Consider the following 26,970-nt stretch of genomic DNA (forward strand, 5'->3'; position numbering starts at 1 on the left):
TCAATCGTGGCGAAGCGGCGTGCGCTATGTGCTTAAATTGAACGCGTCGGCGTTGATCGCGCGATTAGTCGTAGGGGCCAATACGGCTCGTCAGAAACCTGAGACCCCAGATTGAGCGCCGCGAGACCGTAGGGCTCAGCGTCTCAAGATCTTGCAGACGTCCAAATCTCGTTGATACCGCGACTGCCCCATCTTCCGAAAAACGCCACTAACGCATTTGTTGCAGCGCGCCGCGCCCCGCGAGCAAGCACGGAACAACAAACAAGGGCTTAGCGTGCACCCGACATACCCGGAAGATTCGTTATCTCCAGCTCCGAAGGAATATCCAAGTTGAGCGCTTTCTTGCTGCCGTTTTCAATCGCCACCTCTTTAAGTTGATTGGCTGCCGCCTCCTTTCCGAGCCGCGCCGAGGCGATGGCAGCCGTGAGTGCCGCCTTTGACTTCAGGTCTTTCATTTCATTCCCAAGCTTCGGGTTCGAAGCGACTACCGCGTCCGCATCATCGAGCGCTCGCTTCGATAACTCGAACGACTGGGAGAAGGATTGGCTGCCAAGATTGATATGCGCGGCGTTGTTGAGAGCCCAGGCCCGTTGCCTGTCGGTTACATCAGAAAGATTGGCGTAAACCAGCATCAGGTTGGCGCGCTTGCTAGGATCCTGGTTCCTGTCGGCGGCGAAACGCAAGATGTCGTCTTTCGGCGATAGCCCCAACTGACTGACAACGAGGTCGGCGACCTTGCGGATTGCCGTGGTATCCTGCGCCGACAGTTGAGGCAATGAAGGCGGTAGGTAGCGAAGCTGACCGAACAGATTGGCTACTGCCTCGATACCCCCCTCATGTTCGCCAGCTTTCTCGGCGATGTCCGCGTATATTTCGTTATGGAGCTGATCCAGGAAGAGTGAAAACTCCTTGGCTCCCATCTGGCCCGCGTGAGGCGCGCTATCGGTAAGTTGTCCAGCTTGCAGATGATAGATGTCAGCGGCAATCCATCTGGGAACCGTTCCGTCTCCAGGGCAAGGAGGATCATCGACGTCTTTGCCTTTGTAATCTGGCGGCTTGAACAGGATCTTGCAGACGGTGCTCTGATCAAACCCGTAGAAGTGCACCACGCGGCCCTCGAAGGCCTTGTCCACGTCATAGTTTGCTACATCGCAGAGGAATTTCTTTGCTTGGCCGAGCAGGGATGGCAACTCGTTTGCGATGAAGTCGTCGCGCTGCTGGTCGGTTAGCTGCACCGGCCAACCCAGCAATTTCCACTGCTTCGCATCGAAGAGATCGATGTTCCATTTGAGATCCTGCTCCGTGCGGAAGTCGAGATCAGTCTCCCACCCGGGTCTCTCGAGACAATCTTTCGTCGTATTGACGATGGGAAGCAACTGATAGGCGCTCGGATATCGAATGCCATAGATATTGAGATTGTACGAAACCGTATTCATGTCGATCTTCTTCATCAACGCCTGCCAAATCGAACTGTCGTTGGCCGGATCGACATAGAGGGTTTGTCCCTGCGAGAAGGACAACACGGCCTTGGGGGCGCCGTAGTTCGGCGTAGCCGCAAACACGATCTTTCGGATCGGCATCCAGCTCGAAAATTTGGTCGTATCCCCGGCGCAATGATCGCTGTCGTAGCTATGCTCAAGCCAATATTTCAGGATCAGGCCACCCATGCTGTGGGCAAGGAATATGATGGGCCGGTTCTTCACGACGTTGCGGACATCTTCCCTGCAGAGCCAGCGCGAAAAATCCCGCGCGCTGAGTACATTTGACTGCCGCCAGTCATAGGGAAACCGCAGCACGCTCTCGGGTGACCAAATTTTCTGCAGCTCCACATAGGCCTTCCCGTAGACATCCATATTTATCCCGAGGGGCCCGTAGAATTTGTCCAAAACCTGCGCCGTGACGGTCTCTCCCTCAGTGTACTTGAAGGCGGGATTATCCGCGCGAAGGTCCCCGATTGTAAGCGTCCCCCAGAAAGGAACGTCCTGGCCGCCTATATTCCTGGATAGCCGGGAGCCTAGAATGCCCGGGATAAAGATGAATCTAGGGGCGGTCTTATCGAGGGCTGAGTTCAAGATGGCCTGTTGTGCTGGCGGCAGCGAGCTAATCGCACGCTGACGTTTGGACGCCAATGGAGCGTTGACCTGGAGCACTGGCGTCCGGGCTGATGCACAAGTCGCGGCAAGGAAGATCAATAGGAACGACAGCACCCCGAGTACACGTCCGAACTGGGTGTAATCACTCATCGCTCTGCCCCATGAACTAGCTGCGCGGCAATCACGGATGGGCCGAAAAACGATCGACTAGGGATACCGCTCTCGTCTAGGCTGCGGCTCCCTGTTCCTACACCAGAAACGAACCTGCCGTAAGTCTCGGGCGGAAAGAAAGATGATAGCTTCGGAGGCTTCCGTTCCCAATGCATCGGGAGATTCTCGAAAGTGCTTTCCGGGCGCTGGAAACCTAGTCTGGTACGCATAGGACAGGCCAGTATTCCGGTAGTTGCCCACGCCCCTTGATGGCGCCTGCGATGCCCGCCGGCGAAACCAAATGCCCCGGGCGAAGCATTCCTTATGCCTTGCGCGAAGGATCGTCGCCCGTATGGGCCTAGGCGCAGACTTGGTGAGCGCAGCTCATAGAGCCAGGGCGGCTTTCGGCGAGCGCGGTCGAAATCGCTACGAAGCCATTCCAGCGCTTTACATCGAGCGTCTACAATTCGTCTTCCAGCGTCTACACGCAACGGTAGCGGATGCTTCCTGCGCGACACCATCGAACATCACGACGGGTTGATGCAATTGAACCTCGTGCAATGGATTTATACCACCTCTCGAGTGCCGGGAACTTGCATGCAGGAGAGTGTGATGCCCGAAACTGATATTACGGCTTTGCCGTCGCGCCCGCTGCCCCATTTCGATTTTGATTATTTCAGGTGGGTGCAATCGGCGTTGGACCCGCAAAAGTGGAGTCTTTCAGAGGCAGCTTCACCATCCGGACTTACCGAATTTGACGTGCCCCGAGCCGTGATTCAGCCGGTGCTGGGGGCGTTGCGCCAGACCAATACCCTCGCTGACGCGCTGTTCTACGATGTAGGGCTATTGGGACTGCGTCTTTTAACCCGCGGCATTACGGTCACGACAACAGACGACCCGCTTTCAGCGTCCGCGCATGATAGTCTGGCTGCCGCACAAGCCGCGGCCAAATTCATCAACCTGGGTGCGCTCACCAATCCGGAAGGTGCAATTCTGGTGATTGACGCTCACCACGCTCCCTTCGTGCAGGCATACGACAGTGTCGCCAGGTTTTTGGAAAGCGGCTTGTCGTTCGAGCCGAGCCGGGGCGGAAAGTCGAGAGAGGTCAGGATCATCGGCGTGACCGGCGTCGGCAGTTCGGCGCTCGGCTCTGCCGCCTTCGCCTGGAATATCTCGGAGTCGCTTCACCAGCCGGTGGCGGCGATTGTGCCGGGCTACGGACTTGCGGATATCATCCCGCAGGCGCTCGGCGGCTGGTTTGGTTTTGGCGTGCATGACTTCGTACGGCGCGTATCCGGACAATTTCTTGCAACTACGTTGCCGCAATTGGCCAAAATCGGGCGACATTTGTCTTCCACCGCAGTTGGCGATGAGGCCTTCCGCAGCGGCAGCCCCGAAAGCGATATCCTCCATGATATCCTGCAACACGCGGACCGGATTGAGCGTCTCTATGGCCATAGCAAGGGCGCCCTCTGCATTCAGAATGCCGTCCGCAGCCTACCGCCGGAGCGCACGCAAGAACTGCACATCACCACCTTCGGCTGCGTGATCCAGGAGGAGACGGACGCTGACTACAACCAGATCATGGGCAATATTGACGGCCTTGGCCAGCTCAATTCATGGGGCAACTGGCCGGAGCAATGGATCAGGAGCTGGCACAGCACCAATTCGATGTTGCCATTGACCATGCCGGTCGCGGAATTGGTGAAGAAGGACGTACGAGCGGAGGACCCCGTCAGGATAAGCTCCACCCAACTTCAGAACGCACTGATGGCTGCGCTTGCAGAGCTTCAGCCCAAACGACCGTAAGCACGTTATGCGTGAGAGTTGATCTCCAGCTTGTCTTATTCCCGGTTACGACCATCGGCCTGGCGCCTTTCAATCAGATAAGCGATAGCGCCTGTTAGTTAGAGCCGGCGTCGGGTCCAGCCCGGGAATCGCCTGCGGACAGAGCAGTGTGAACCGCGCGGTAGCAGTGGCGCTGTTGCAGGACCGGGGCCCCCGCATTCGAGCTTGCCGGTCGCAAGATCGGTCCAGTTGGGAGCCGGCCCGCCATAGTCAGTACCCATTATGGAAAACCTGTATTCACCGCCACTGCTCGGGCGACCCGATCAGATTGAAGCCGCAAGGCCGAGACGGACTCCGGCTCGGTTTACGAAAGCCCAGTCCGCACTGGTGGACGCGCAAAGGTACGACAGTTTTATTGAAGCCTGACTTCGAGTGTCGTCGGCAACGAGCCAATTGTCGTGCTCAATGCGACCAGTTGAGACAGCATTGAAAAGACCTGCTTGGTCGTGTCGCCCGCGTCGGAGGGGACGCATTAGAGGTCAGCGTTCAAGTGCGTGCTGGCAAAACACGATACCGTCGGCGCCCGCGTGACGGCGAGTATCTCGAAGTCCCGGGCATCGCCAGACCCTATGCTGCGATCAGGCCAATAAAGGCTTGCGGGGCTCGTTTCATAGGCACGAAGGATATGTCCGAAATAGGAAAACGCGGAAAATGGCGTGCATGATGATGGTGAAGGTCTGGCCGACAGACTGGCGGTTGCGATTCTTGAAAATCACGGTCAGGTTTTGCTCGTTTACGGTCGTCCCCTTCTTCTGCAGCGCAGCCGCGCCACAGCGATCGGGAAGATTCTGAACAATGCCGACCAGATCTCGCCGTGCAAACGCCGGATCGAAACAGAACTGCGCCTGTGAGATCGTCTTGGCCGGCGGGTCTTTCCCGGCCGCTTTCGCCTGCTTTACGGCTTCGGCCGTGTAGGCTGGATTCGGGACCGACTTCAGCTGAATATTCAGACCCCAATCCATGGCGCCTTGCATGTAGAACTGAAAGATGTGGCATTCACATGCCTCGTGCTCTCGGGCCAGATTTCCGGCGCGTAGGGGCTGCAGTTCAAGAATCCCGCGGGTCCGTAAAATTGTCCAGCGTCAGGACATGCCGCCGCGTTCGGCTCGCCGCCCAGGGAGCTGCGGCCAGTCCCCCGAGCCTGCCGGTACTGGAGCCATACGTAGCCTAGGCAGGCCGAAGCAACGGTCCCCCGTATCTTTAAGCAACCCTGTGCCATGGGGCCTAGCCACGAGCGACGGATCGGAATTATTGTGGTTAGCGCCAACAAATTCTCAGTTCGAAGTTTGGAAGGACACTATGCGTTCTGATACCTCGCAACTGGCCGGGCGTCGAATTCTCGTGGCCGGTGACCATTTCACTCGCTTCACCATAGAATCCATGCTTGAAGATCTTGAATGCACAGTAATCGGCTCTAACGATGATCCAAATGATATGTCGAGCGCTATCAAGGATGCCACACTGGATTTAGCAGTGCTTGTTCTTAGCGATCGAAACCCAGAGAAAGAAGTTCTTACTACCGCAGAGCAAATGGTTCGTCGCGGCATCCCGACGCTGGTGTATCACACATGTAGCCCCTACTCTCGGCCATCCGTTCCTGAGTTGGCGAGCCTTCCGATCATAGAGTCTCATTTCACTATTCAAGAGCTCCATGACGTGATCTTGCGAGCGATATCAAAGAAGACAACTCCGCGAAAGGCAGATTTGCCTCGAACTGGTTTCGTCACGACAGAGGGGGACCGAAGGTTCGATCTTTCGATCTACAAACTCCAATTTGACCAAGACGGCGAAGACCGCATTTTTCGTCTCGGCTTATCGTCCAATTCGTCAATACATGAGGTGCTTAGATGGGCAAAAGAAAATGAACTTCAGGTGCTCGTTTTCCCGCTGACGCTACCCAACTTTATTGCGCTCCAGATAGGTGAGCATGCGAGACGGCCTGATGCCTCCCTCAAAACGGTTCTCGTTTCGGGATCATCATTGCTGAAAGAGCTCAACGGCTTTGCATTGTTTCATTCAACAGCGTCACCCGCTGAGTTTGAGCGAGATACGATTGATGGGGCTATGTCAAACAACTCTTTTTTGACAGCAAACGCTGTCCTGGATTGCGTGGAGGATATCCTCAAGAACGACCCCTCGTTCGCGAAGCTCACGAATTCACACCACAGAACAAAAACCATCGAAAAATGGAGCATAAGCGATTACGTCGATGCGGTGCGCAATCCCGGTCGAGTGTACAAGGAACTCAACATATCTCATACGAAAAGCGATGAGCTCATTAACGCCCTTCTCGGCCACATAAAGTACGATATAGAGGTCTTGCGACCGTATTTTTCGCCAGAGGATTTCCTGAAGCTTACAGAGGAGACCAAGCGCCGACGTCTCGCAAACAAGCCGCCCGCCGCCGAGAGCAATTTGAAAGATCTGATTTTCTTCATTCATGGATTGGGAGGAAAATCAAAAACGACGTGGGAGCGTTTCCCCGAACTCCTCCTAAACGATCCAGCGATTGCGAAGCGCTTCGAGATAGATTTCTATTCTTATCCTACATCACTCGTCAGATTGCCTTTCGGTTCTCGGATGCCAAAACTCCAAGAGCTCGCGAGCGGCTTAGATACAGAAATTCGGCATTCAAAGAAATCGCCCTACCGTAAGGTCTATCTCGTTGGCCACAGTCTAGGCGGTCTCATTGCACGACAGTATTTGGTAAATGAGATTAAGGACAATAAGCCGCTTCGAGTGGCCGGTCTGGCGTTATTCTCTGTCCCGAACAACGGTGCGGCGCTGGCATCGTTAGGAGAGCAATTGTCCTGGAATCACAACCATCTGAAACAGCTTTGCAAGGAGGCCGATGTACTTGAGATCTTGAACGAGGACTGGGTGCGGTTCAGGGTACAAAAACGGGTCCGAACCAAATATGTGGTGGGAACGCAGGACGCGATCGTTGACCGATTGAGCGCAATTGCCTTTTGGGGCAATCCGGACATTGAAACTATCACCGGTAAGGGGCACATCGACATCGTAAAGCCAGCACCTGGCGATGATCTGGCCGTTAGGATACTAAGCAGCTTCCTTCTAAGTGCCGAATAATGTCAGAAATGATTTCGCCGGCCGGCTTTTCGGAGCTTCTCGAAAACAGGAATTTTCGGAGAGACGAGGAAGGGCGTGTCTACGAATCTGTCTCATCGACAAATCTGACCTCGGTGCTGTCCTCTCCAGTTTCCTGCACATCGGCCTCGTCTGACGCTGCTGTTTTCGCCCTCGCAGCCTCAGAAGCGGCGGCCGCCTTTAAGAAGCGCTCCCGCGCCTCAAATTCAGGGGTTCCAGGCATGGGTGCGAACTTCTTAACCGCCTCCGTGAAGACAGGAAGATCGATCAGGGGCTCGATTGCGTTCCATTGGAAGGTGAGAACCTTGCTCGTCACGTAATCGCCAAGGGCGTGCGACTGCCCCTCGAAGAGAAAGGCAATCAGCAGTTTCCCGAGCGATTCCGGATTCGTCGCGACGCAAGCCACCCAAGCCCGAGGGCCCTCAGCTCCCTCGAACTCACGCCATCGATAGAGAAAGTTGACCAAGTGCTTATTGCTGAGCATGTCCTCGGGATCTCGCGCCAAAGCCGCTCGAAATTTCTCGACCCAGACTTTTTTCGCCTCGGCTAGGTCGGCGGCGAACATCAAATCGGTCTCACCTTTCTCCTTCCGATCCATATCCAGGCCGATCAGCGTCGCCGGCACCGCCAACGAATCGGAGCTTCTCAGAGCCTTGAGGAAGGCCGCGCCGCGTTTTGCGGCATCGTCCTCGCTTCTCAAATACCAAGAAGCGGTGCGCCATGCGTTGATGAACGGCATTTTTCCGAACCCCATTTGATCGGGAAGGGTCTCGGAGATGTCGAAAAGTGCCGGCAGAAAAGTCTCAGCGGAATCTGGCGGCAATTTTCGAGCAACGGCGGCCTCATCGAGCCGCTCCAATAACTCCGGAAGGAGGTTTCTTTTCTCAAAATCTGCAAAGGATTGACTAAGACGCTCACGGTCAGCGGATTGTTCGAGAAAATCCATAAATTCCGAGTCCGATATTTGTCCGTCCGGCAGCCGGAGCGAAAAATACCGATCGAAATATCGCGGTGAGCATATGCGACGCTCGGACGACCAACCCTCCTCCCAATCGCTCCCATACCAAGAGCCTCCAAAAGCCCAACCCACGATCGGAAAGAGCTGTGAAACGACATACTGGACTGCTTCCTTGTATTCCGGTCTGGCTGCCGCGATGGTTGCCTTGATCCGCTCCTTATCGGCCTCTCTTCTTTCGCGCGTCGTACTCGTAATGAGGGCCCGGCTTCGGCTGATGGCAGCGTAGACGTCTGGCTCGAACAGGCGAAGCACTTCAAGCGCCGCCGTGTCGATGATATTCGTCTCAAGTACGCGCTTGCCGCTGTGGAGCAAAAACTGCACTTCAACTCCACCGATGAAACGTTTCGCATCGCGCAGATTTTTGAAAAAGTGCCGGAGTCCACCGACCCAGATATTGCCCCAACGCTTTTGATCGAACTTTCCATCGCTGGGTAGCGGCTGAGTAATTTTCTCCAACTCAGCAAGCACGATCCTGCCGATGCGCTCACCCTCAACTACTGGAACATCGAAGGCCGCCTGCACGATCTTTTCGAGATACTGCCTGCCGTCCTCGCCCCCGCCGAACGCACTCTCCAGAACATTACGTTGGTAGAGAAGTAAATAGGTCAATCCCGGGAAGTTAGCGTTTGCCTTGACGTGCCTGATGACAGTCCGGATCTGCTCGTCTTCCAACCGATCCATATCGTCGATAACCACGAGAATATTTCGTGGCATTTCTTTCAGTCGCTGCTCCAGGTCAAAGCGAGCAACGTCCAGTGGTCGATCGTCCTCCCGATCTCTCCCCAAAAATCCAATGATCCTGCTGAGGATCAGAACAGCACCGGCGATGACAAGTATAGCCGTTGCGAGCATTTTTGCCGACGGTTCGAGCCAAACGACACTACCGGCAATGAAAAACCCGATGCCGCTAAGCCATGCCGCGGCGCTCGAGGCTCGCGCACCTGCGTTCTTCAACCCACCCGAGAGAGTTTCCAGGGTCTTGGCGTACCGACGAAACTCATGCGCTCGTCGGCGAGCAAAAGCAGATTGTTCAGCGTCGCCGAGCGCCACCGCAATTTCGCGGAAGAATGCACGAGTGATGGCGTCGTCGGTCCCCCATTGCCAGGGATTGAACGTTACGACTTGCATCTTGGTCGAACCTGGGGGCGTAAGCGCCTCGACGACAAGATTCTTGATAGACGTCTTCCCCGAACCCCACTCCCCGCGGAGTGCGACCACCAGGCTTTCGCTACCGCGGTGACGATACAGAACGCGCGCGAGAGCCCGTGCGAAGTCACCCCTACCGAGAAGGTCCTCTGATGCGCTGGTGATCGGAGCATCCGCGGAGAAAGCGCCCTCTCGAAGCGACTGAACCTCAGTGCACCACCAGTTTCGCCAAGCCGTCTTGAGACCTTCGATTAGCCGCATCATTTCTCAAGAGATTCCATATCAGAGGCGGACATTCTTGCGAACCGCAGGGACAAGTGCCTGGTCAATTCTGTCCCACCCTTGGCATGCAATGTTGGTGTCGTCGATCTGCCATGACGCAATTCCGCAAAGCACGGTCGCGACGATTCGAGACTCCTTCTCATCTCCAGCGAAATAGACGCGCCATAGCCCGCCACCACTCATGCCTCCAAAAGACCTAGGTAGCTCGTGAAGATTATAGGGCATGGCTTTCACCGTGAGGAGACCGTTCTCCTGAGCACAAATATGCCCGGTGTGAAGGGCACCGCGCATGGGACTGATGAACTCCCGTCCCTCAATAAACGGCTTATCCGAGAACTCCGCGATCAGCCCGAGCATAGCATCAACATGCTTTCCCTCAGCCAGTGTCATGGCTTCCATCTTGGCCCGATTCTTCTCGATGTTGAGAAAGACACCTTGGGCTTCGATCGAGGACGCAACCTCGGCCGAAAGGGCCGTGAAGGCGAGGTCCAGAACCTCCTTGCTCTCCGAGAACGCGTCGCTGCTTTGCACGATTATGGTTTGTGCGTCAGCGAGCCTAAGCACTCGTTTTTGTTGCCCTACAGCAACAAACCGGATCAACCCAATTTCGGTGAGTTTCTCATAAGCCTCGGCAACATGACCGCAGGTCAAGATTCCGCGGCGGCCTTCTATTGACACCAAGACCCCAGATCCCAGAACTTTGCTACCCCTCCCTGGTTCTCGAATAACCAGACCTACCGCAAAATTCGAGATGTGGGAGAGGATTGCATCGGAAATATCGTGTGGCATGCTTGAAGTCGTGCTCAGATTGATTTCGCGAATAACCTTCATCGAGGCCCCCATCCCACGGTCCAAAGCTTAGCGGCCCGCTAGGTAACGCGAATGAGAATGATCGTCGAGTCGAGTTCATGGCCTGAAGCAACACTAGAACAGAATGGGAAAGACTGGTAGTCGAGGGCGTTTCCCAATGATTGCAGGAACATCATCGACTGCCTCGTTGTACGCTGGTTTCCACAACCAGACCGCAACGCATGCAAACCGAGCGACCAGACCAACTTACAATGATCGAGCGCATAGAACGCGCACTGGTGCTGCTCGCCTACTTCATCGAGCGGGATGGTGATTTCTGGCTCCCCATGTACGAGAGGTTCGAAATCGAGCTTCGGGAATTGAAGGCCAGGGAAGATACCAAGGCACGCGCTCGGCGTCGGCTGTTGGCCTACAGCGAAGCAGGCGCCTTGAAGGCAATCCGCTGAAGATACTTGAGCTTCAATTCAAGCGACGGGCCCTTCCCGTACTTCGGCTTGTAGGTCTTATGGCCCATGAGACTGTCGATGGGACTATCGGGAGCTTCAGCCGCAATCAGCCGGTCCTTGAAGCCATGCCGCAGCGAGTAAACCGTGTGTTGCTTAGTCGGCCGCGGTCCATTCTCTTGAAGATACTTGTTCAACGCCGCGGAAAGGTTGGAAGACTTGTGACGATAGCGCGGGAAACCCTGCGGCCGCTTTTTCATCGCGGCGAGCGCGGCACCCACCAGCGGTATCTCTCGCTGCGAGTCGACCGTCTTGGCGGCGCCCCTCCGGCAAGATCTTCACGTGAGGTATTGGTCCCTTCAGAACGATCGCATCTTCCTGCAGCTTCACGACCTCTGAAGGCCGCAGCCCGTGTCGGCCACCACGTACAAGACCAGTCGAGCATCCTCGTTCAAGCCATCCAGGGCGCCTCTTCGCAAGCAGGCGCTTCTGGATGAAATCTGGGGACCCGTGGCCGTTCGACCTCGCCCTTCAGCCGGAGTCGCTTGAAAATGTCAGGCAGATTGAGCCGCCGCCGAACGCTGACCTCCTTCAGCATCCGGTTGAGCTGACCAATATCCTTATTGGCCGTCTTGGGCCCCATTGTCGGCGATATCGGCCGCGTCGACGTGGATGACAAGCTCTTTCTGACCGACCGCAAGGCCTCATGATCCTCTCTGGCGACGTCAACATCTATACTCAAGAGATCGAGAACGTTCTGGTGGTTCACCCTTCCGTCGCAGACGTGGCCATCATCGGCATTCCCGATCGGAGGACACGGATAGAATGGGGCAACCGGACGCCATTCTGGTTTAGAGTTGCACGTGCATGGTTGCAGATGCTTCAAAAAGGCAGCATCATCGCCCTTGGCAACGGTGCCGGCCCAACTCGTGCAGCGGCACTAGAAGGTTCGGCGCCTGTCCTGCTAACATCGAACGACGTGTCGCTACTCCTGTTTGAACGTGCCGTCATGGGCGGGATCTCTGTTCTGGATACCCCAAGTCTCATATTGCATCGGGGCCTTCGAGAAGCTGATAGGTCACAACAATTCTGCGCGCCAAAGCCATTGCTATGGCGCCTAACCAGGCGGCCACGCCAAGGGCTGCGCCTTTCATGCGAGAGAGCAAAGTAAGACTCGGCCAGGCACAGCTACGGGCAGCTATTGCGGAGCGGCTGGGCCTAGCGACGCGCGTTCAGCCGCCCTTGAGCCGAGGTATAAGCATAACGTTGACGCCCTGCGGATTATTGGGGGTCACCTCCCCTCTCCCTGCAACCAACTGCGCCATGTAGGGATGACCGTGGATGTAAAAACTAGCCGTGGGCAGGAACGGTCTCGGAAAGGCGTCTACTCTGTTCAGCACGCCGAGCAGGATGTCCGGGGCCGGCTGCGGACCGTGGTTCCAGCCCGAGCCTAGGATATGCGTGAAATCATCATCTAATCTCCGAGCCGGCCCATCGAGCGCTGGACATGACAATTGGTGCGGCGGGTCCAAATGGCTCGCACCTCCGGCTAGTTTCCTCTCACCCCTTCCTTTCGAACCGCTAGGCTCCCCCATATCTCGCGGACTGAACCGCCCTGCGACTTTTTCAGTCCGAATTTTCTCCAACTCCCCAATGAAGTGCGCCGACCATTTCTGGATAGGATACGCTCGAAGCTTTGTTATCATGGTTCGCCAGCACGAGCGGCGTTCTTTGCGCGACATCGACAAAGCGGTTGAAATCTTGCCTGCTATGTCATTGATGTCGTAGGGATCAACGAGCAGCGCCGTGTCGAGCTCCTTGGCCGCGCCGGCAAATTTCGACAAAACCAACACGCCGGGATTGCAACCATCTTGCGCGGCGACATATTCTTTCGCAACGAGATTCATCCCGTCACGCAACGGTGTTACCACGCCGACACGTGCGGCGCGGTAGAGACCCGCGAGGACGGCCTGACTCTGAGGCTTCGTTTCGTGACGAATCGGTCTCCAGCCTTCTGTACCATGGCGAGCGTTGACATCGTCGACAAGAGCCGCGACATGCTTCTCGTATTCGCTGTAGCTCTTGATGCTGGATCGCGAGGAGGTGGCGATTTGCAAGAGCGAGATGCTGCGCGGGTCATCGTTCAAAACCTGATTGATGGCCCGAACGCGATTGTCGAGACCCTTGGTGTAGTCGAGCCGGTCGACGCCGACGGCAAGCTTCTCACGATCGAGACCTTCCAATAGCGAGGAGACATCGGCATTCGAACCCGCCTCTGCAGCATATTGTTCAAATTTGTTTGTATCTATGCCGATCGGAAACACTTGGCATCTTGTTACGCTACCACGGCGTGAACTCACGATACCATCTTCGCTCGGCGTGAGCTCGAGATCAGCGCGAACACAGGCAAGGAAGTTCTGCCGGTCCTCGTCTGTCTGAAAGCCTAGCAAATCATACGCAAGCATCAATTCGGTCAGTTCGCGATGATACGGCACCAGCTGCATGTCGGGCGCTGGCCATGGCGTGTGCAGGAAGAAGCCGATCGGCAAGTCGACACCCCGATCACGCAGCTCAGCGCCGAGCGTGAGGAAATGATAATCATGCACCCAGAACGCGTCCCGGTCCCTATACTCGAGCAGCGCGTTCGCCATGAGGGCGTTGATTTCACGGTAGCTGTTATAATCGCCTTCCGAGGAGGAGATCCGCCCTGTCAGCGAATGTAATGCCGGCCATAGTCCCGAATTGGAAAAGCCCTCATAATAGCGCCGATAATGGTCAGGAGGCAGATCCACCCTCACGAGCTTGCCTCCGCCGAGCGCAGTGACAGGCGGCTCATTTTCCAAGGGGCGCGACGGCCCCACCCAAATTGCTCCGGATTGTTGCACCACGGGAACCAGCGCCGCTTCAAGCCCGCCCGTCTTGGGTTCATTGACGTCGCTGCCGGCAACACGGTTCGACACGATGACGAGATTCACAAGTCATCCCTTCCCGTCTAATCCGCCGTTTACCCGGCATTCGATCAATTTGGTAAACCTGATCCGCCCAAGATTTGCGGCCTCGACACCTGATCGGCCCCGACAACTTCACGCGCGCTTCGTCGGCTGTTACCAACACGGCGTGCCGGCCCGAATGACCCTTGCCCGGCAGGCGCTCGCTGACCCGCAAGACAAATGTCGTCATTCCGGCGCCCAGTGTGCCAACAGCTTGGTCTCGTTGGGGAAGCTTTCCCAAAGACCAACGCACTGATTTTCTGCAGACAAACGGCTTGTACTTTTCGGCGACAGCCGCACCGCCGACGCGGTGTATCCGCCGCTCGACCGGCCTCCTGGCCCATGAAGATGCCGCAGGACCAAGTCGCGACCGTCTCGACGATCAAACCGTTGCCGTGCGGAGCGGCCTTTTACGCAGCGCTGAAGCGAATTGCTGCCCACCTAACTTGGTATGTGACACAAAGACGCGTTCGGATGGTGGGACCGAAAGTCCGTCATGCTCGAGAAATATTGGTAAAACACCACAATCGTCTCGGCAGGTTTCATGCCCGTTCTTGTAAAGCCCCGCACACTGGGTCTGTTGACCAAATGCGAGCGTCGTCCTCCAGGGGCCAGCCTCATCATTTCGGTTTTCGCGATGTTCGATCTCGCTAACCCGGGCGCCGACCGTCTGCACGGCGAGCAGGAGCTTTGGACTATGGCCGCGAAGGAGCTTCCGCCGGGCACCCCTCTCGACATCGGCATGCCCAAGCCGCAAGCCGAGGTGCTCATCGGCGGACATGCGGCGGCGCCTCAGGGACGGCCGACCGAGCGCATGGTGCTGGGCTTGGCGCTCGGACCGATCCGGAAGCACCTTCTGGTGACCGGCGACCGTTATTGGCAGATGACCGCCTCCGGCTGGCGACCGACGGCCGCGCAATCGTTCCAGCAAATGCCGCTAACGCGGCACCGCGCGTTTGGCGGACCTGGCTACGCTGCGAACCGGGTCGGCTCGGGGCACGAGGCTCTCCGCCGCAGCATGGCCGGCGAACTGGTGGCCCTGCCCAACATCGAAAGCCCCGAGCATGCGATTGAGTTTATCGACACAAGCGCACCGCCTGCAGCCTTCGGACCAATGGCGCTCGATGCTAAGGAGCGCCTACAATACGCCGGGACCTATGACGCCGGGTGGCTGCAATCGGTTGCCCCAGCTCTGGCGACCGATGCCGATCCGCGGCTTTTTCTGTTCGCTCCGCCAGACCAGCGCATGAGCGACTTCATCTGCGGCGGAGAGCCCTACGCGCTGCAGAACTTCTCCGCCGCGCATCCATTGATCGAAGGCCGCCTGCCGAGCTTTCGCGTGCGCTGTTTCGTCGGCTGGAGCGATGCGACGCGTGGCGTCACGGAACTGCAGACGCGCATCGATACTTTGTGGCTGTTCGCGGGAGCCCGCCGCGGCGTCATGATCTACCGCACCGCGATCGCGGTGCGGGAATTGGACGGCGGCGACGTTAGCGACATTATGGTCGCTTACGAGCAACAAGGCGAGCCCGCGCGGCCGTTCGATCATTATCTGAATGTCCGGCAGCTGCGGCTCGACCCGGCGAGCGCCGCACGCTATGCCTTTTCGGAACATCAACTCACCCCTGAGCTTTCGGCCGCCGAACGCGAACGCCGCGCAACGCAGCGGCGCCAACTGGCCGAACAGCGGGCAGCGCGGCGGCTGGCCGCCATGCGCCGGGCGTTCGATCAGCAACTCACGCAAATTGACCTTCCGCCTTCGCTGCGCCCCGCGATCGAGATACCATCCATCGAACCCTCGGGTATTCCGGAACTATTGCCTGAAGAACTTGAGAGTGGCGAAATCGATTTGGCCGAGATTCTCGAGGCCTTGGAGAAGGTACAGGAGAAGGCCGAATCTGACGTGGACAAGCTCACAGCTCAATGCGAACCGGTCCGCGTAGCCTATGAAACGATTGCCGACGGAAACGCCGCATCGAACGATATCGACGCCTTGCTCGCCGCGATCGGCAACATGGACGCAGCGCAATCGATAGACGCGAGCCTAGCGGAAGATCTGCCGCTGCCGGTGGATCTTGATCCCGCGCTCATAGGCGATATCGAAGACAAGCTCGCGCGCGCTAGGAACTGGCGCGACAACCTCATCGGGGCGGTGCAGCAGCCGCTCGAGGAGCAAAAGCAGCTCGAGCTTGCACACGCTCGTTTCTTTAACCTGGCGGCTGGACGGCCGCTCGAGCCGATACGCAACGCCATATCGGACGAAGCCTTTTCCCTTCCCGATATCCCGAGGCCGGTACTGCTGCGGGAAGAAGCGCGCAGCGCCGCGCCCGAGGCGCAACCGCGCCTGACGATTGACGAGATACTGGCGCAGATCGAGAGCGCCGGTACACCGCGTGACACCGCAGCACGTGCGCGGACCGGCTTCGCCGATGCTGAAGCGGCGCTTAGAAAGGCTCTTCCTGCGTTAACCGCCGGTGAGCGTTCGCCATTCGAGGCCCTGAGTGCAAGCCATGAAACGCCAATCGCGAATGGGCCAGAAACAGCGATCGCGGCGGCGAAAACGGAGTCTACGAAAGCATTGACTGTCCTGCGGGCCGAGATCGACGAAGCGGAAGGTCAGTTGGCAGCTGGCATGGCCGCCGCACGGCTTGCCTCACCCAAGCCGCTCAGGCCTGAAATGATGCTGGCACCAGCTGTCGCACGCGCGCTGGGGGATCTCGTAGAAGAGGAGTTCCGGCGCGGCGGCACGGTTGCTGGTCGGGATCTCGCCGGCGCCGACCTCTCCGGGCGACGGTTCGCGAACGCGGACTTCTCCGGGGCCTTCCTTGAACGCGCGAAGCTAAACGGGACCAACCTGGCCGGTGCGAAACTGCTGAAAGCCACGCTGACCGGCGCAACGCTCATCAACGCTGATTTAAGCGCGACCGATCTCACCGAAGCCAATCTCGGTGAAGCCGACTGCCGCGGAACGCGTTTCGCATGCAGCCAACTTGTGCGGATCAATCTTCTCGGCGCGCGCATGGTGGGCGCATGCTTCGACCAAGCGAGGCTTGGCGAGCTCCAGGTTTTGCGGGTACCGATGATCGGGGCAACCCTCCGCTCTGCGCAAGTAAGTCAATGCTCCTTCATTAAATCCGCCCTCGATAACACGGATTGGGGGGACGCCGTCCTCGAGCGCGGACAATTCATGGATTTATCGCTGTCTGGTGCAAGCTTTGCTGGCGCGCGACTTGAGCAAACCTGCTTTCTTAAGGTGACAGCGCCCCAGCTCGATCTGTCGAGCTCGCAATTTGACGAAGTCAGCTTCATCGGCGACATCGATCTGCGCGACGCCCGGTTCGGCCGCAGCAGCGCCGAGGCGCTCTCATTTCAGACGGCCGACCTCAGCGGCGCCGACTTCAGCATGGCTCGACTGAACGGTGTCTATTTCGGCAAGTCGACGCTGGCGCGCGCCACCTTCCGAATGACCTCTCTAAAACGCTCGGTCTTCAGTGGCAACGATCTGCGCGGCAGCGATTTCTATGCCGCCAACCTCCTCGAGGCGCATCTTAACAAGGCCGACCTGGCCGGCGCCAGCCTGCGCCATGCAAATCTCTACGGTGCCGACCTGATGGATGCTTCCTTGGTCGCGACCGATTTGAGCAACGCCAATATCGACCGCTCCGCCCTAATGATCACGCGCCATGTCAATTGATCTCTTATTGCAGTCGATCGACCATCAGTACCCCGTACGCGACGCTAACCTCGATGGCGAGGTGCTATCTGGACTGCGCCTGAACGACGGCGTTGTGTTGAGTTCTTCTTTCCGCGGCTCCCAGTTCACGCGTGCCCGCCTCACCGGCATGACGTTTCAGGACTGCGATTTGAGCGGCGCTTCCTTCGCCGATGCTTACCTTCAAAAATGCATATTTGTCCATTGCCGCGCTGGCCGATCCGACTGGCGGCGGGCGCGCTTCACCCAGTCGACTTTCATGACCTCAGATTTCAGCCATGGCGACTTCAGCGAGACGCAGCTCAGCCAGACGACAGCGATGCGCTGCGTGCTGGCCCAGACGATCCTGAGTAGGGCCACCCTATCTCAAAGCGCTCTGATGGATTGTGACCTCACCAATGTCGTGCTCGACTACGCCACGCTGACGAACGCCAGTATAACGCAGGCCGATTTGCGTAGTGCACAGGTCACGGGACTGCGTTGCGACACGATACATTTTTCGGAATGCGATCTGTCGGAGCGGGACCTCTCCGGACTTTTCCTTGCACGAGCAAACTTGAGCGGCGCCAAGCTGAACCGCACAAACCTGTCCGGAGCGGACCTCTCCGGTACGGTGTTGACTGGCGCGAGCCTCGTAGGCGCCGACCTCTCCAGCGCGACGGCTCCGAACGCACTGTTTGCCAGGGCTAACCTGCAAGCCGCCACGCTGCGCAATGCCAATTTGAGGCAATGCATCTTCGTAGAGGCGTGCCTCGATGGCTGCGATCTTTCTGGCACAACATTGGCGAACGCCGTTTTCACACGTGCATCGGCCAAGTCCAGCTTGTTTGCCGGCGCCGACATGTCCTATGCGCTGATGCACCACGTCAAGGTTGATGGCAGCGATTTTTCCGGCTCGCGATTTCTGCGCACTGACTTTCACTGCGCGTCGACCGCAGGCAGTTTGTTCGTGGCCCAGCGTGGGAGTGCCCTGCATACGATTCCGGAACGCGCCGTCGCTGAACTTTACGATGCAAGTCGCGTGATCCCTCTCAATGGAGTGAGCTAAAGAAATGAGTTTTGTCAATTCAAGTGGCCCGATGTCGGCGGAGGATCAAGCGTTTCCCGACGTCTGCAACACGCCATCCGGCCCCGCCATTGTGCCTTGCCCCTATCCAAATATCGCTATGAACACGACGGCCATTCCCACGCAGTCCCGCTGCCTGATCATGTGTATGCCTGCACACAACATGACGACCGAGCGCGCGACATCGATGGGCGATAGCGCAGGTGTTGCCCTCGGCGTCATCTCTGGCCTTGTCATGGGTCCGGGCCGCGCCAAAGCGGGATCGGACAATTTGTCAATCGGCGGGTCACCGGCAACTAAAATGGGGATGCCGACTAAGCAAAATGGTGCCAACCCGAACGCGTTCGGACTTTCGATATCGCCCTCTCAAACCCGCTTGATGGCGCAACGCTAATGTGCCGACAGTCCTAGGATTAGGGAGTCTACTATGCCAAATGCCTACACGCGACTGGTCGTTCCAGAAACACCGGTTTCGCCCATGACGAAATCAACCTATCTGCGCCTCGGTTCTTATTCGGACGAAGAAGCAAAGATTGTAACCGGACTAACGACGACTGTCGACGATGGCCCGGCTGGAACCAGTCCGTATGAAAGCGACAACGCCGGCATGCTTGCCTTCACGAATAAGGACTTCCAGGCTAACGTCGAAGGCGCCGCATTGATGAAAATCGGTGGCGGTCAGACCACCGAGGTCACGAACGGCAACTCCCAACATAAGGTCTTGAAAGGTACTTGTGAGATCTCTGCCGAGAAGGGCATATCAATCACTGCTGGCGCTAACGGGACGCCCGCTGACATCACGCTCACGGCCTCGAATCGCGTCAAGTTGATCAACAAAGGCAACAAGTCGGAAACCACCACTGGTCACGTCGAAAAGAAGACGATAGGCAACACCAAGGAGTTCTTCCAAGGCACCAAATTCACCTGCATGAGGGGCGCAGCTACCACGCTGACGATGGCCCGGAACGTAAGCATGTTCCTTGGAGACGCATTCACTTTCAAGATCTCAAGGGAATGTTCATTCAATCTGAGCGACATGAATTCTATCACGATCGGCAATAAGCTCGACATTGTCCAAGGAATCGACATTAAGCAAGTCATCGGCCAATCTGCCAAGTGTGTTTTTGGACCCGACTTCAAGTCGGCCGATAGCAATACCAAAATTCTCAGGACGAGCGATTTCAAGCTCGCACCCGTTGACGATTTGAAGGTGGTCGGCCGCGACGGCAAGGTCTGCAAGACCAGCGTATCCGTCTCAGACAACGAATTGAGAACGGGAACGTTGAACACCGAACAGTACGCCCTTGTCAAACGAATAGCGGAGCTCATGTCCAGTACCGGCAAGGACGAAGTCATACAAAAGAAGTCGATAAATTTCATGTAGCCGGCTGGAGAGATAGAATGACAATGCCGTTCCGCGCCACAAACAGTGATTTCATGGCGCTGGCCGAGCGATTGCTTGAACCTGGACACCACCGCGCCCGTGTCGTGTCAGTCAGCGAACATGGCACGGCGGTGGAGGTCGAAGTCGCTGGCGCTCGCCAAACGGCGACTGTGGCTGTGGGCTGCCTGGTTCGTCCTATTCCACAGGACGTGGTGCTGCTGTTCAGTGAGGCGGAACGAGCGTTCGTCGTGACCGTGCTGGAGCGGATGGCTTCCAGTTCGGGCATGGTCGGCCTGCCCGGCGGTCGCAACATGTCTATCGAGGGCGAGGCCATCACAATCGCCGCGCACCACCGCATATCGTTGCGCGCCGATAGCATCGATCTACAGGCTAAGCTGTTTGCCGTGCTCGCGAACACAAGCACCTGGATCGGCAAGCTCTACACTTTGATCGCGGATCGGGTCCGATGCTCGGCGCGTAGCCAGGAAACGAGCGCCGATTCGCTTACGGTAAAGGCGACGGAGCGCATCGCGGTCATCGAGCGGATTGACTCATTGCAGACCGAAACCCAGGCCATTAGGGTCACCGGTATCGCGTCCGAGATGGCCCACAGCAAAGTCATCGCGGTGAGCGAGGACCTCCGCCTCGACGGCAAACGCGTCACGATTGCATAACGCGCATGCCGATCACCCGCATGCCCGGCCCGACCCGACAAGATCGGCTTAGAACGGCGCAGGAGTTTATTGCAGCCGGCCGCCTCGAGGAAGCGGAGGCGCTGTTGGAGCAGGTCGTCGCCACAGGCGATCCCGATACGCTCAATGCAAAGGCCACATTAGCGCTCGCACGGGAACGCACTGAGTTGGCGTTCGAGCTGCTGGCGGAGGCGGCGACCGGCCATCCCGCTCACGCCGGGCTTGCTACTAACCTCGGGATCGCCCATGAGATGCTTGGCAGGTTTGACGAAGCGGTTATTTGCCTCAAACGCGCAGCGGCGCTCGCCCCGCGCAATCAGGAGATAAAGCTCGCGCTGGCTCATGCCCTGGACAGCCGCGGCGACGTTGCCGAAGCCCGCGCGATTACAGAGGCAGTTGTCCAGGACGAGCCAGGCAATGCGCGCGCCCTCCTTCAGCTCGGCACCATCGACCTCGGTTTGCGCGATTACTTGTCGGCCGAGATCGCCCTGCTTCGTGCCTTGGAACTTGTTCCGAACGATCCCGATACGCTGCGCAATTTGTCGGTGCTCTTGCTTGAACGCGGCTGCTTCGAGGAGGCGCTCCAGGTTGCGGAACACGCGCATCTGCGCGCGCCGCTCGACATGGCCGGGCTCTCGCATTTGGCTTATTGCCGTGCCGCGATGGGACTTTGGGCGGAAGCGGAAGCAACCTGCAGGAGATTGCTCGCCTATGCACCGATCCATCTTGGTGCGCGCGAAATCCTGGCCCGCGTCATGATTGCCAACGGCCAGGAAGAACGGGGAATTGCGGAGCTCACAAAGTTCGTACGCGCGCGCAACTCGCACCCTTCCGCTGCGCTTCTTCTGGCCAGCATTTTGCAGTTCGTCGGCCGGTTTGATGAAGCGCTAAGGCTTGCCAGCCACGTCGCGCACACACGACCTGACGACGAAGCGCCAAAGTCTCTTGTCACCGCACTTGAACTGACCCTCGGTCGCTTCCCGAGGTCCGAGCCGGCCGCCTTGGCTGCTGTGACGCGAGTAGTCGTGCCACCGACGACGGGCGCCCTCGAATTCGTTGCACTCGTTCGTCTCTTGCGGCGGCTGGCGAGCCAGCAAGATGTGTATGTAGTCGCGGAGCCACGCTATCAGGCTCTTCTTGCGAATCTAGCCGAGCAGGTCATTCTCGACGAGCCGAGGCCCGGGCTATCAGCTGCGCCGCTGCAATCGCTATTGCGCGTTCTGTCGACCGACTCTACGATCATCGCCGATGGCATTCCCTATCTGCGTCCCGAGCCCGAGCTGTTCGCCAAATGGCGCGATGCCCTAGCCGCCTTCCCAAGGCCTTTGGTGGGCATCGTGTGGGAGGGCGGCGCTCTCGGCCTGTCGATGGAGCAGATCTCCACCGTGGTTCCTCACCCGCTGACGCCGGTGAGTTTGATGACCGACGCGCGACGGCATGACATGAAGCGATGGAGCCGCCCGATCGATGCTGGTGTGCACATAGAGTGCCTGGCGGAATTGATCGCAGCAATCGCCAATCTCGATGCGGTGGTGGGGCCCGACAGCTTGGCCATCCATGTCGCCGGAGCCCTTGGCGTTCCCGGCGTCGTCTTCGTGCCGCGCGGTTATCCCTGGTATTGGGCCCAGGCCGACGGCAAGCCACTGTGGTATCCTTCATTCGGGGTCATCGTGCAGGAACGGTTCGGCCAATGGTCCGGCGCGATCGACGAAGGTCGGCGCCGCCTCGAGACCCTGCTGCGCACAAACGATTGACTGAGCGGCGTTCACACAGCATCACGGCAAGCCCAAGTCGCTGATTGTTGTCTTTGACAAGATGGCCCTTCATGTAGCTCAGGTTCAGAAGTAGAGAAGCGTGCGCCGGCATGGAATCGACCAGGCGCGCAACGTGCACGTAAGTCGCCGCCCGGTAGTCAATCATCGTTACGAACAGGTTGATACCGCAGGTACGGATTGGATTGAGGGACCCTTCATTGAGACGCCGGGTGTCAGGGTCGGCGGCGTGATACCACGTGTAATACTCCCCGCCTTGGCCTGAGCCAACCCGAGCCGTTTGTTACCGGTGAAGCCTTTCTTCCCCTCGTGCGTGACGCGGGCGAAAGGAAGAAGTCGTTTGCGACCTCATCATAGGCGTAGCCCGCGTCCGCAAGACACGATCCGTATTTCACTGTGCGCGCAAAGTTTGGCCAGCCTCCCCTCCCGCCTCCAATATTCGTTCCCTTCCCGACCTACCGCGATGCACGGCTCCCCTAGCTGGCGTTAGCGCGGCTGGGCGCAGAGCCCGAGGAAGCGAATGCCCTCTCCATGGAGCGCGGTCATCGCACTCGCAGCCTCAACCTGTCCCCTGACGATTTGCCAAACCTGGGAGCGAAGCGCAGCAAGTGAATGGGCTACTTGGTGAATGAGCGCACTTAGGGGGCCGCCAACGATCGGCCAAACCCGGGAACGTAGAGGAGCAAGGAAATTTGTTGGAGCGCGGTCATCGCAATTAAGGCCTCAGGGCGTCCATGAACGATCGGCCGGTTGAGTCTCAAACGGCGCGAAGGATGGTTGTTCCATCTCTTTTTCCCAGTACCCCTGTTTGGCTACATGCGCTCGATATTTCGACCGAACACGACCGACTTGGTGTACCGCGAGATCGTCCAGCCACCAAATGAATCGGTGTATCTTTGCCGCGTGTCTACGTTGTGAGTCGGACAATTCGTCCGAGACGCAAGCATATGAGCACGGCTTGCTGAAACCACCCAGTCTCGCCGCACCCATCAGCAAGGTAGCGAATGCTCCAGGTTTGTTCCAACATTCTGTTGAGCAAAGCTGGACCAGCTACCTACACTTTCCCAGTGTCTACCCACTGCCATGAAGCAGATCCGGCACGGCTATCTTCGAGTCCAGCGGGTGCGTTCGAATCTGCGCATTATATCCGCCAGTGCCCGTTCGGTGCCTGCGACCAAGTCCGTCCTTGGCTTGGCAATGGAGCATAGCGCTTCGTTGGCGCCGTAAAACGGCGATGGCGCGAACGGGCGGCGTTGTCACCATTTATCCTCGCCGCTGGTGCTTCCGGGAACATGCTCCCATTTCACTTCCTTGTAGGTGAACGACCAGTCTTCCATGTTTTGAAAGAAGTTGTTCTGCGGATTGATTGTCAGCGGCACATAAGCCTTGCCCTCGATTAGCGTCGCGTTCTTCCAGCTTATCTTGAAGAAATTCTGCGGCTGCGGCATGCCCCCAGGGTCGGTGCGATAGAACTCGCAGACCACCTCTTCGAGCACCTCGTTAGTCGCCAGCGCCTGCCATAGCAGCGGCGACGCACGATCGAAGAACTTGGTGAAGAGTACCGGCTGGTGGTTGCGAGCGCCCGTGGCTACACCGCTCGTCACATCGCGTGGAACGATGATGCCGCTGGTGAAGGCAACAACAGTGATCTTCCCTTGCTTATCCGAATCACCCTTGGCGACCTGCCCGATGCTGAGCGGCTTTGAGGCATCCTTGGAGATGTCGCCCTGCTTCTTCCCCTTGATTGTGACGTAGGCTTCAAGTGACACTTTCGTCTCCCAGACCCTGAGATACGCCGGCACACACCGGCACGATGGATATCGCAACATCCATGCCAAGAGCCGCGGGCGTGTGATACCTAATTTTGCGAGCCTTCCCCATCTGACGGCAACAGCACTGCGCCGTTTGTGCAGGCACCGACTCCATCAAGCAACGACGTCGTTGCGATCACGACAGCGATCTGTCACGGGTGTAACGGGACCGACCACCTCCAATCGACACTCGACCTCGAGAAACGCACGCGTGGCAACATCGAGGACGGCCTGCCCCGTCACCTGGTACCCCTTGCAGTTATCGACAACGGCGTTGCCCAGCAGCGTGTAGATGAACACCGTGCAAGGACCGCGCTGTTCCTGCTCGAGATAGTGCGCGGATAATTTGAGGCGCAACTCTCGTCCGTCACGAAGTCGTTGTGAGCGAATGTCATCAGCCGATGCCGGTGCTATGTTGATCGATGCCGTTGGCAAGATGGTTGCCCGTGCCGCATTAACGACCGCTTCCAATAGCGGATCGATCTCGTGAGTCGCTGGGCGCCACACTGTCAGGAGGGGGTATGAGGTGACGCAGGTCCGTCGTATATCATGATGGAGGCGCCAGATTGCGACGTAAGGCGATTGGACATGTGCGTGTCCGAGGTCACTCCTCCCTTCATCTCCGGATTGTGAACCGCCCCAACCACGACCGGCCGGTCAATATCACCGTTGATGTAGCCGACCAGAACTTCCGTTCCGGGGACCAACGGACAATGAAAGCCGGTTTGATTCGGACCTGCATAAGGTTCTAGCTTGCGCACATAGTCGCTGCGCGACCCCTCGGCTGGTTCATCGGCGAACATAAGCTGCAGCTTGTAGCGGCCCTGGTCGTCAATCTCGGCCCGCCCGTTCCAGGCTTCTCCATCGACTGTGGCGGTGTGGAGGCCGACGCCTGGCGGCACAGGCGTCATCGCAACCGGTCGATAAGGCACGTCCGAGCGGATGCAATGGACCATGTTTTGGTAGGCTCGCCCATTTTGCGCGAATGCGCGGAATCCGGCCGGCCCCGGGCGATAGGCCGAGTGATCCGCAGCAATGACGAGATATTCACCGTTGAAGCGGGGATGGCCCTCCAGTCCGAAAATGACGCCAGCGCGCAGCTCGGGTGCGTCGCTGTGGGCGATATACATTGTCTGCCCGGCGCAGATCTGTTCGGCACGGATCCGGGCCAGCGCTGTCGCTTCTGCGTCGTTCGCAAAATGCCCGCCGAAACGCGAGGCTTTGCCCAAGAAACCGCTACCTTGCCCGACCTGCTTATCGCCGAACACGAGGGTAGGAACCGTTTCGTTATAATCGCGAAGCTCGATCGTCTTTGTGGAGAGAACCCGGCGCTGCCGGAACGACAGAACAGCGCTTTCGTCGACGCCTCGCGCTGACTTGCGCTCGTGCTGGCGCGCATACAGAATTGTCGACTTGGTGCCGAACTTGACGTTGGGGAAGGCCAGATTCTTGTCACCGAAGACGACGGTTTCACCGTCGTCTTCTTGCTTGAAGAAATAGAAAATTCCATTCCGTTCGCAAAGGCGAGAAATGAACGCCAGATCACTTTCATTGTACTGCACAACATAATTTTGCTTGGCATAGCGATCAAGGTTGTATTCGGCGGGAATGCTGATGCTCGCTTTGCTTAACTGCTGCTTAATGATGTCATCGACGCCCATCGGTTGACCAGGGCCATAAATGCGGCTCGCGATCGAGAGCTCGGCGACCGCAAAGCGCGGCCGCAGGACGAACTGGAGCACCCGCAGATCAGTTACCGTTGGATCCAGTTCCTCGACTTGGGCGCAGAGGCCCGAGGCATTCCATCGCCCGCATGCGGTTTTGACAGACAGCTTGGCGCGCTCGCCTATCAAAGAGCCGGTATCGACGTCGCTCGACGTCGTGGCGTAGATCACGCAACTGAACGGCAAGGAAATGCACTCTGTGCCCTCGAACCCTTGGACGTCGAGCTCAATGTTGGGCTTGCTGTGAATGTCCAGGTCAATACTGAGATTGGAGTCGTTGGTCATCGGTACACCAGGTCACATTGTGGCAGCGCTAACAACGCTTGTCACAGTTGCGCGGAGCGAGAGTCGATCCCGGGTCCGAAGCACTCAATAGAACGATACCTCACATTCAAGGCACACGGGTTGAAGAGAAAAAAGGAGAGCATCGCTGGTCTAGCGCTCCTGCCTGTACTCGGCCTGCCAGTGTGGCAGCTGCAGCTCAATAGCAACAGCCGTGCCAATGGCGTCTCCTCATTTGAGCTACTGATTAGGTTTTGAAGAACCGAGGTTTGCCAATTAAATGTTCTCAGCCTGACACGGACGGGCGCGACTGTCAGGTTCTGGACGAGAGGTAAGCTGGTCGAACCTGACATAATGTCTCATCATTACATCGCATGATTTGTCGCTCGACAAGGCAAACTTTATAGCTGGCGTGTAGAGCGACGGTCTAAGATGATCAGCAGTTGACATGCACGCGAGGCTACCAAAGAGAGTCCTTCGAGGGCTGATGGCGAGCCTGTTTGGTGAGCCACAACATTGAAGATGGTACTTCGATTCTAAGACGGGTGGACAAACAGACATGTCGATTAATGAACAGAAAGTGTTTGTGACTGAACAGACAGTCCAGATTGGTCTGTTTCAGTTTCTGGCATCGCGATC

Annotated in this window: 16 protein-coding genes and 1 pseudogene; 8 read left to right on the top strand and 9 right to left on the bottom strand. The window is 57.6% G+C overall.

Features of this window, described 5'->3' with window-relative positions; translation table 11 throughout:
• Positions 1-269: 269 nt before the first annotated feature.
• Entirely contained in the window at positions 270-2,243 is a 1,974-nt protein-coding gene (locus F758_RS0113985) for an esterase/lipase family protein (protein ID WP_084305355.1), read from the bottom strand.
• Between the two features lie 612 nt (positions 2,244-2,855).
• Between F758_RS0113985 and F758_RS0113990 the strand changes: the two genes are divergently transcribed.
• Positions 2,856-4,052, top strand: coding sequence for a hypothetical protein (locus tag F758_RS0113990; protein WP_157450001.1), 1,197 nt, complete (start codon positions 2,856-2,858; stop codon positions 4,050-4,052).
• Positions 4,053-4,699: 647 nt separating this feature from the next.
• On the opposite strand, the gene F758_RS0113995 is transcribed toward F758_RS0113990, so the two are convergent.
• A complete protein-coding gene (locus tag F758_RS0113995; RefSeq protein WP_024508445.1) occupies positions 4,700-5,065 on the bottom strand; it encodes a hypothetical protein in 366 nt (121 codons plus the stop codon).
• A gap of 325 nt (positions 5,066-5,390) precedes the next feature.
• Here F758_RS0113995 and F758_RS0114000 point away from each other — a divergent pair, with 325 nt between their 5' ends.
• Positions 5,391-7,181: an alpha/beta fold hydrolase gene (locus F758_RS0114000; RefSeq protein WP_024508446.1), complete on the top strand. Its 1,791-nt coding sequence runs from the start codon at positions 5,391-5,393 to the stop codon at positions 7,179-7,181.
• A 79-nt stretch (positions 7,182-7,260) separates the two neighbouring features.
• Here F758_RS0114000 and F758_RS0114005 read toward each other — a convergent pair whose 3' ends face one another.
• From F758_RS0114005 to F758_RS43905, 4 genes and pseudogenes are all read right to left on the bottom strand, one after another.
• Positions 7,261-9,627 carry a KAP family P-loop NTPase fold protein gene (locus F758_RS0114005; protein WP_024508447.1) on the bottom strand — a complete coding sequence of 789 codons (2,367 nt, stop codon included), beginning with the start codon at positions 9,625-9,627 and terminating at the stop codon, positions 7,261-7,263.
• A gap of 18 nt (positions 9,628-9,645) precedes the next feature.
• Entirely contained in the window at positions 9,646-10,476 is an 831-nt protein-coding gene (locus F758_RS0114010) for a hypothetical protein (RefSeq protein ID WP_157450002.1), read from the bottom strand.
• A gap of 388 nt (positions 10,477-10,864) precedes the next feature.
• Positions 10,865-11,179 (bottom strand): site-specific integrase, encoded by a 315-nt coding sequence (locus F758_RS50825; protein ID WP_024508450.1) that lies wholly within the window; start codon positions 11,177-11,179, stop codon positions 10,865-10,867.
• A 1,335-nt stretch (positions 11,180-12,514) separates the two neighbouring features.
• A pseudogene (locus tag F758_RS43905) lies at positions 12,515-13,873 on the bottom strand (alpha,alpha-trehalose-phosphate synthase (UDP-forming)); the annotation flags it as partial.
• Between the two features lie 559 nt (positions 13,874-14,432).
• On the opposite strand from F758_RS43905, the gene F758_RS0114040 reads away from it, so the two are divergent.
• Genes F758_RS0114040 through F758_RS0114065 form a run of 6 tightly spaced genes read left to right on the top strand, consistent with a single transcriptional unit; the run spans position 14,433 to position 22,496 of the window.
• The gene (locus tag F758_RS0114040; protein WP_084305357.1) at positions 14,433-17,582 is read left to right on the top strand and encodes a DUF2169 family type VI secretion system accessory protein; all 3,150 of its coding nucleotides are present in this window, start codon (positions 14,433-14,435) and stop codon (positions 17,580-17,582) included.
• A complete protein-coding gene (locus tag F758_RS46485; protein ID WP_024508453.1) occupies positions 17,572-18,648 on the top strand; it encodes a pentapeptide repeat-containing protein in 1,077 nt (358 codons plus the stop codon). Before F758_RS0114040 ends, F758_RS46485 begins: the two co-directional genes overlap by 11 nt.
• Before the next feature lie 4 nt (positions 18,649-18,652).
• Positions 18,653-19,060 carry a DUF4150 domain-containing protein gene (locus F758_RS0114050; RefSeq protein ID WP_024508454.1) on the top strand — a complete coding sequence of 136 codons (408 nt, stop codon included), beginning with the start codon at positions 18,653-18,655 and terminating at the stop codon, positions 19,058-19,060.
• A gap of 33 nt (positions 19,061-19,093) precedes the next feature.
• Complete coding sequence (locus F758_RS0114055; protein ID WP_157450004.1) at positions 19,094-20,050, top strand: hypothetical protein; 957 nt, start codon at positions 19,094-19,096, stop codon at positions 20,048-20,050.
• A gap of 17 nt (positions 20,051-20,067) precedes the next feature.
• Entirely contained in the window at positions 20,068-20,724 is a 657-nt protein-coding gene (locus F758_RS0114060) for a DUF3540 domain-containing protein (RefSeq protein ID WP_084305359.1), read from the top strand.
• Between the two features lie 5 nt (positions 20,725-20,729).
• The gene (locus F758_RS0114065; protein ID WP_024508457.1) at positions 20,730-22,496 is read left to right on the top strand and encodes a tetratricopeptide repeat protein; all 1,767 of its coding nucleotides are present in this window, start codon (positions 20,730-20,732) and stop codon (positions 22,494-22,496) included.
• A gap of 1,274 nt (positions 22,497-23,770) precedes the next feature.
• Here F758_RS0114065 and F758_RS0114070 read toward each other — a convergent pair.
• The 3 genes from F758_RS0114070 to F758_RS0114080 all read right to left on the bottom strand — a co-directional run bounded on the left by F758_RS0114070 (position 23,771) and on the right by F758_RS0114080 (position 26,334).
• A complete protein-coding gene (locus F758_RS0114070; RefSeq protein WP_063614909.1) occupies positions 23,771-24,283 on the bottom strand; it encodes an Hcp family type VI secretion system effector in 513 nt (170 codons plus the stop codon).
• A 156-nt stretch (positions 24,284-24,439) separates the two neighbouring features.
• Positions 24,440-24,682, bottom strand: coding sequence for a hypothetical protein (locus F758_RS0114075; RefSeq protein ID WP_024508459.1), 243 nt, complete (start codon positions 24,680-24,682; stop codon positions 24,440-24,442).
• A gap of 152 nt (positions 24,683-24,834) precedes the next feature.
• Positions 24,835-26,334, bottom strand: coding sequence for a type VI secretion system Vgr family protein (locus F758_RS0114080; protein ID WP_024508460.1), 1,500 nt, complete (start codon positions 26,332-26,334; stop codon positions 24,835-24,837).
• Positions 26,335-26,970: the final 636 nt, after the last annotated feature.

It is taken from the genome of Bradyrhizobium sp. ARR65 (assembly GCF_000472385.1).
GTDB lineage: Bacteria > Pseudomonadota > Alphaproteobacteria > Rhizobiales > Xanthobacteraceae > Bradyrhizobium.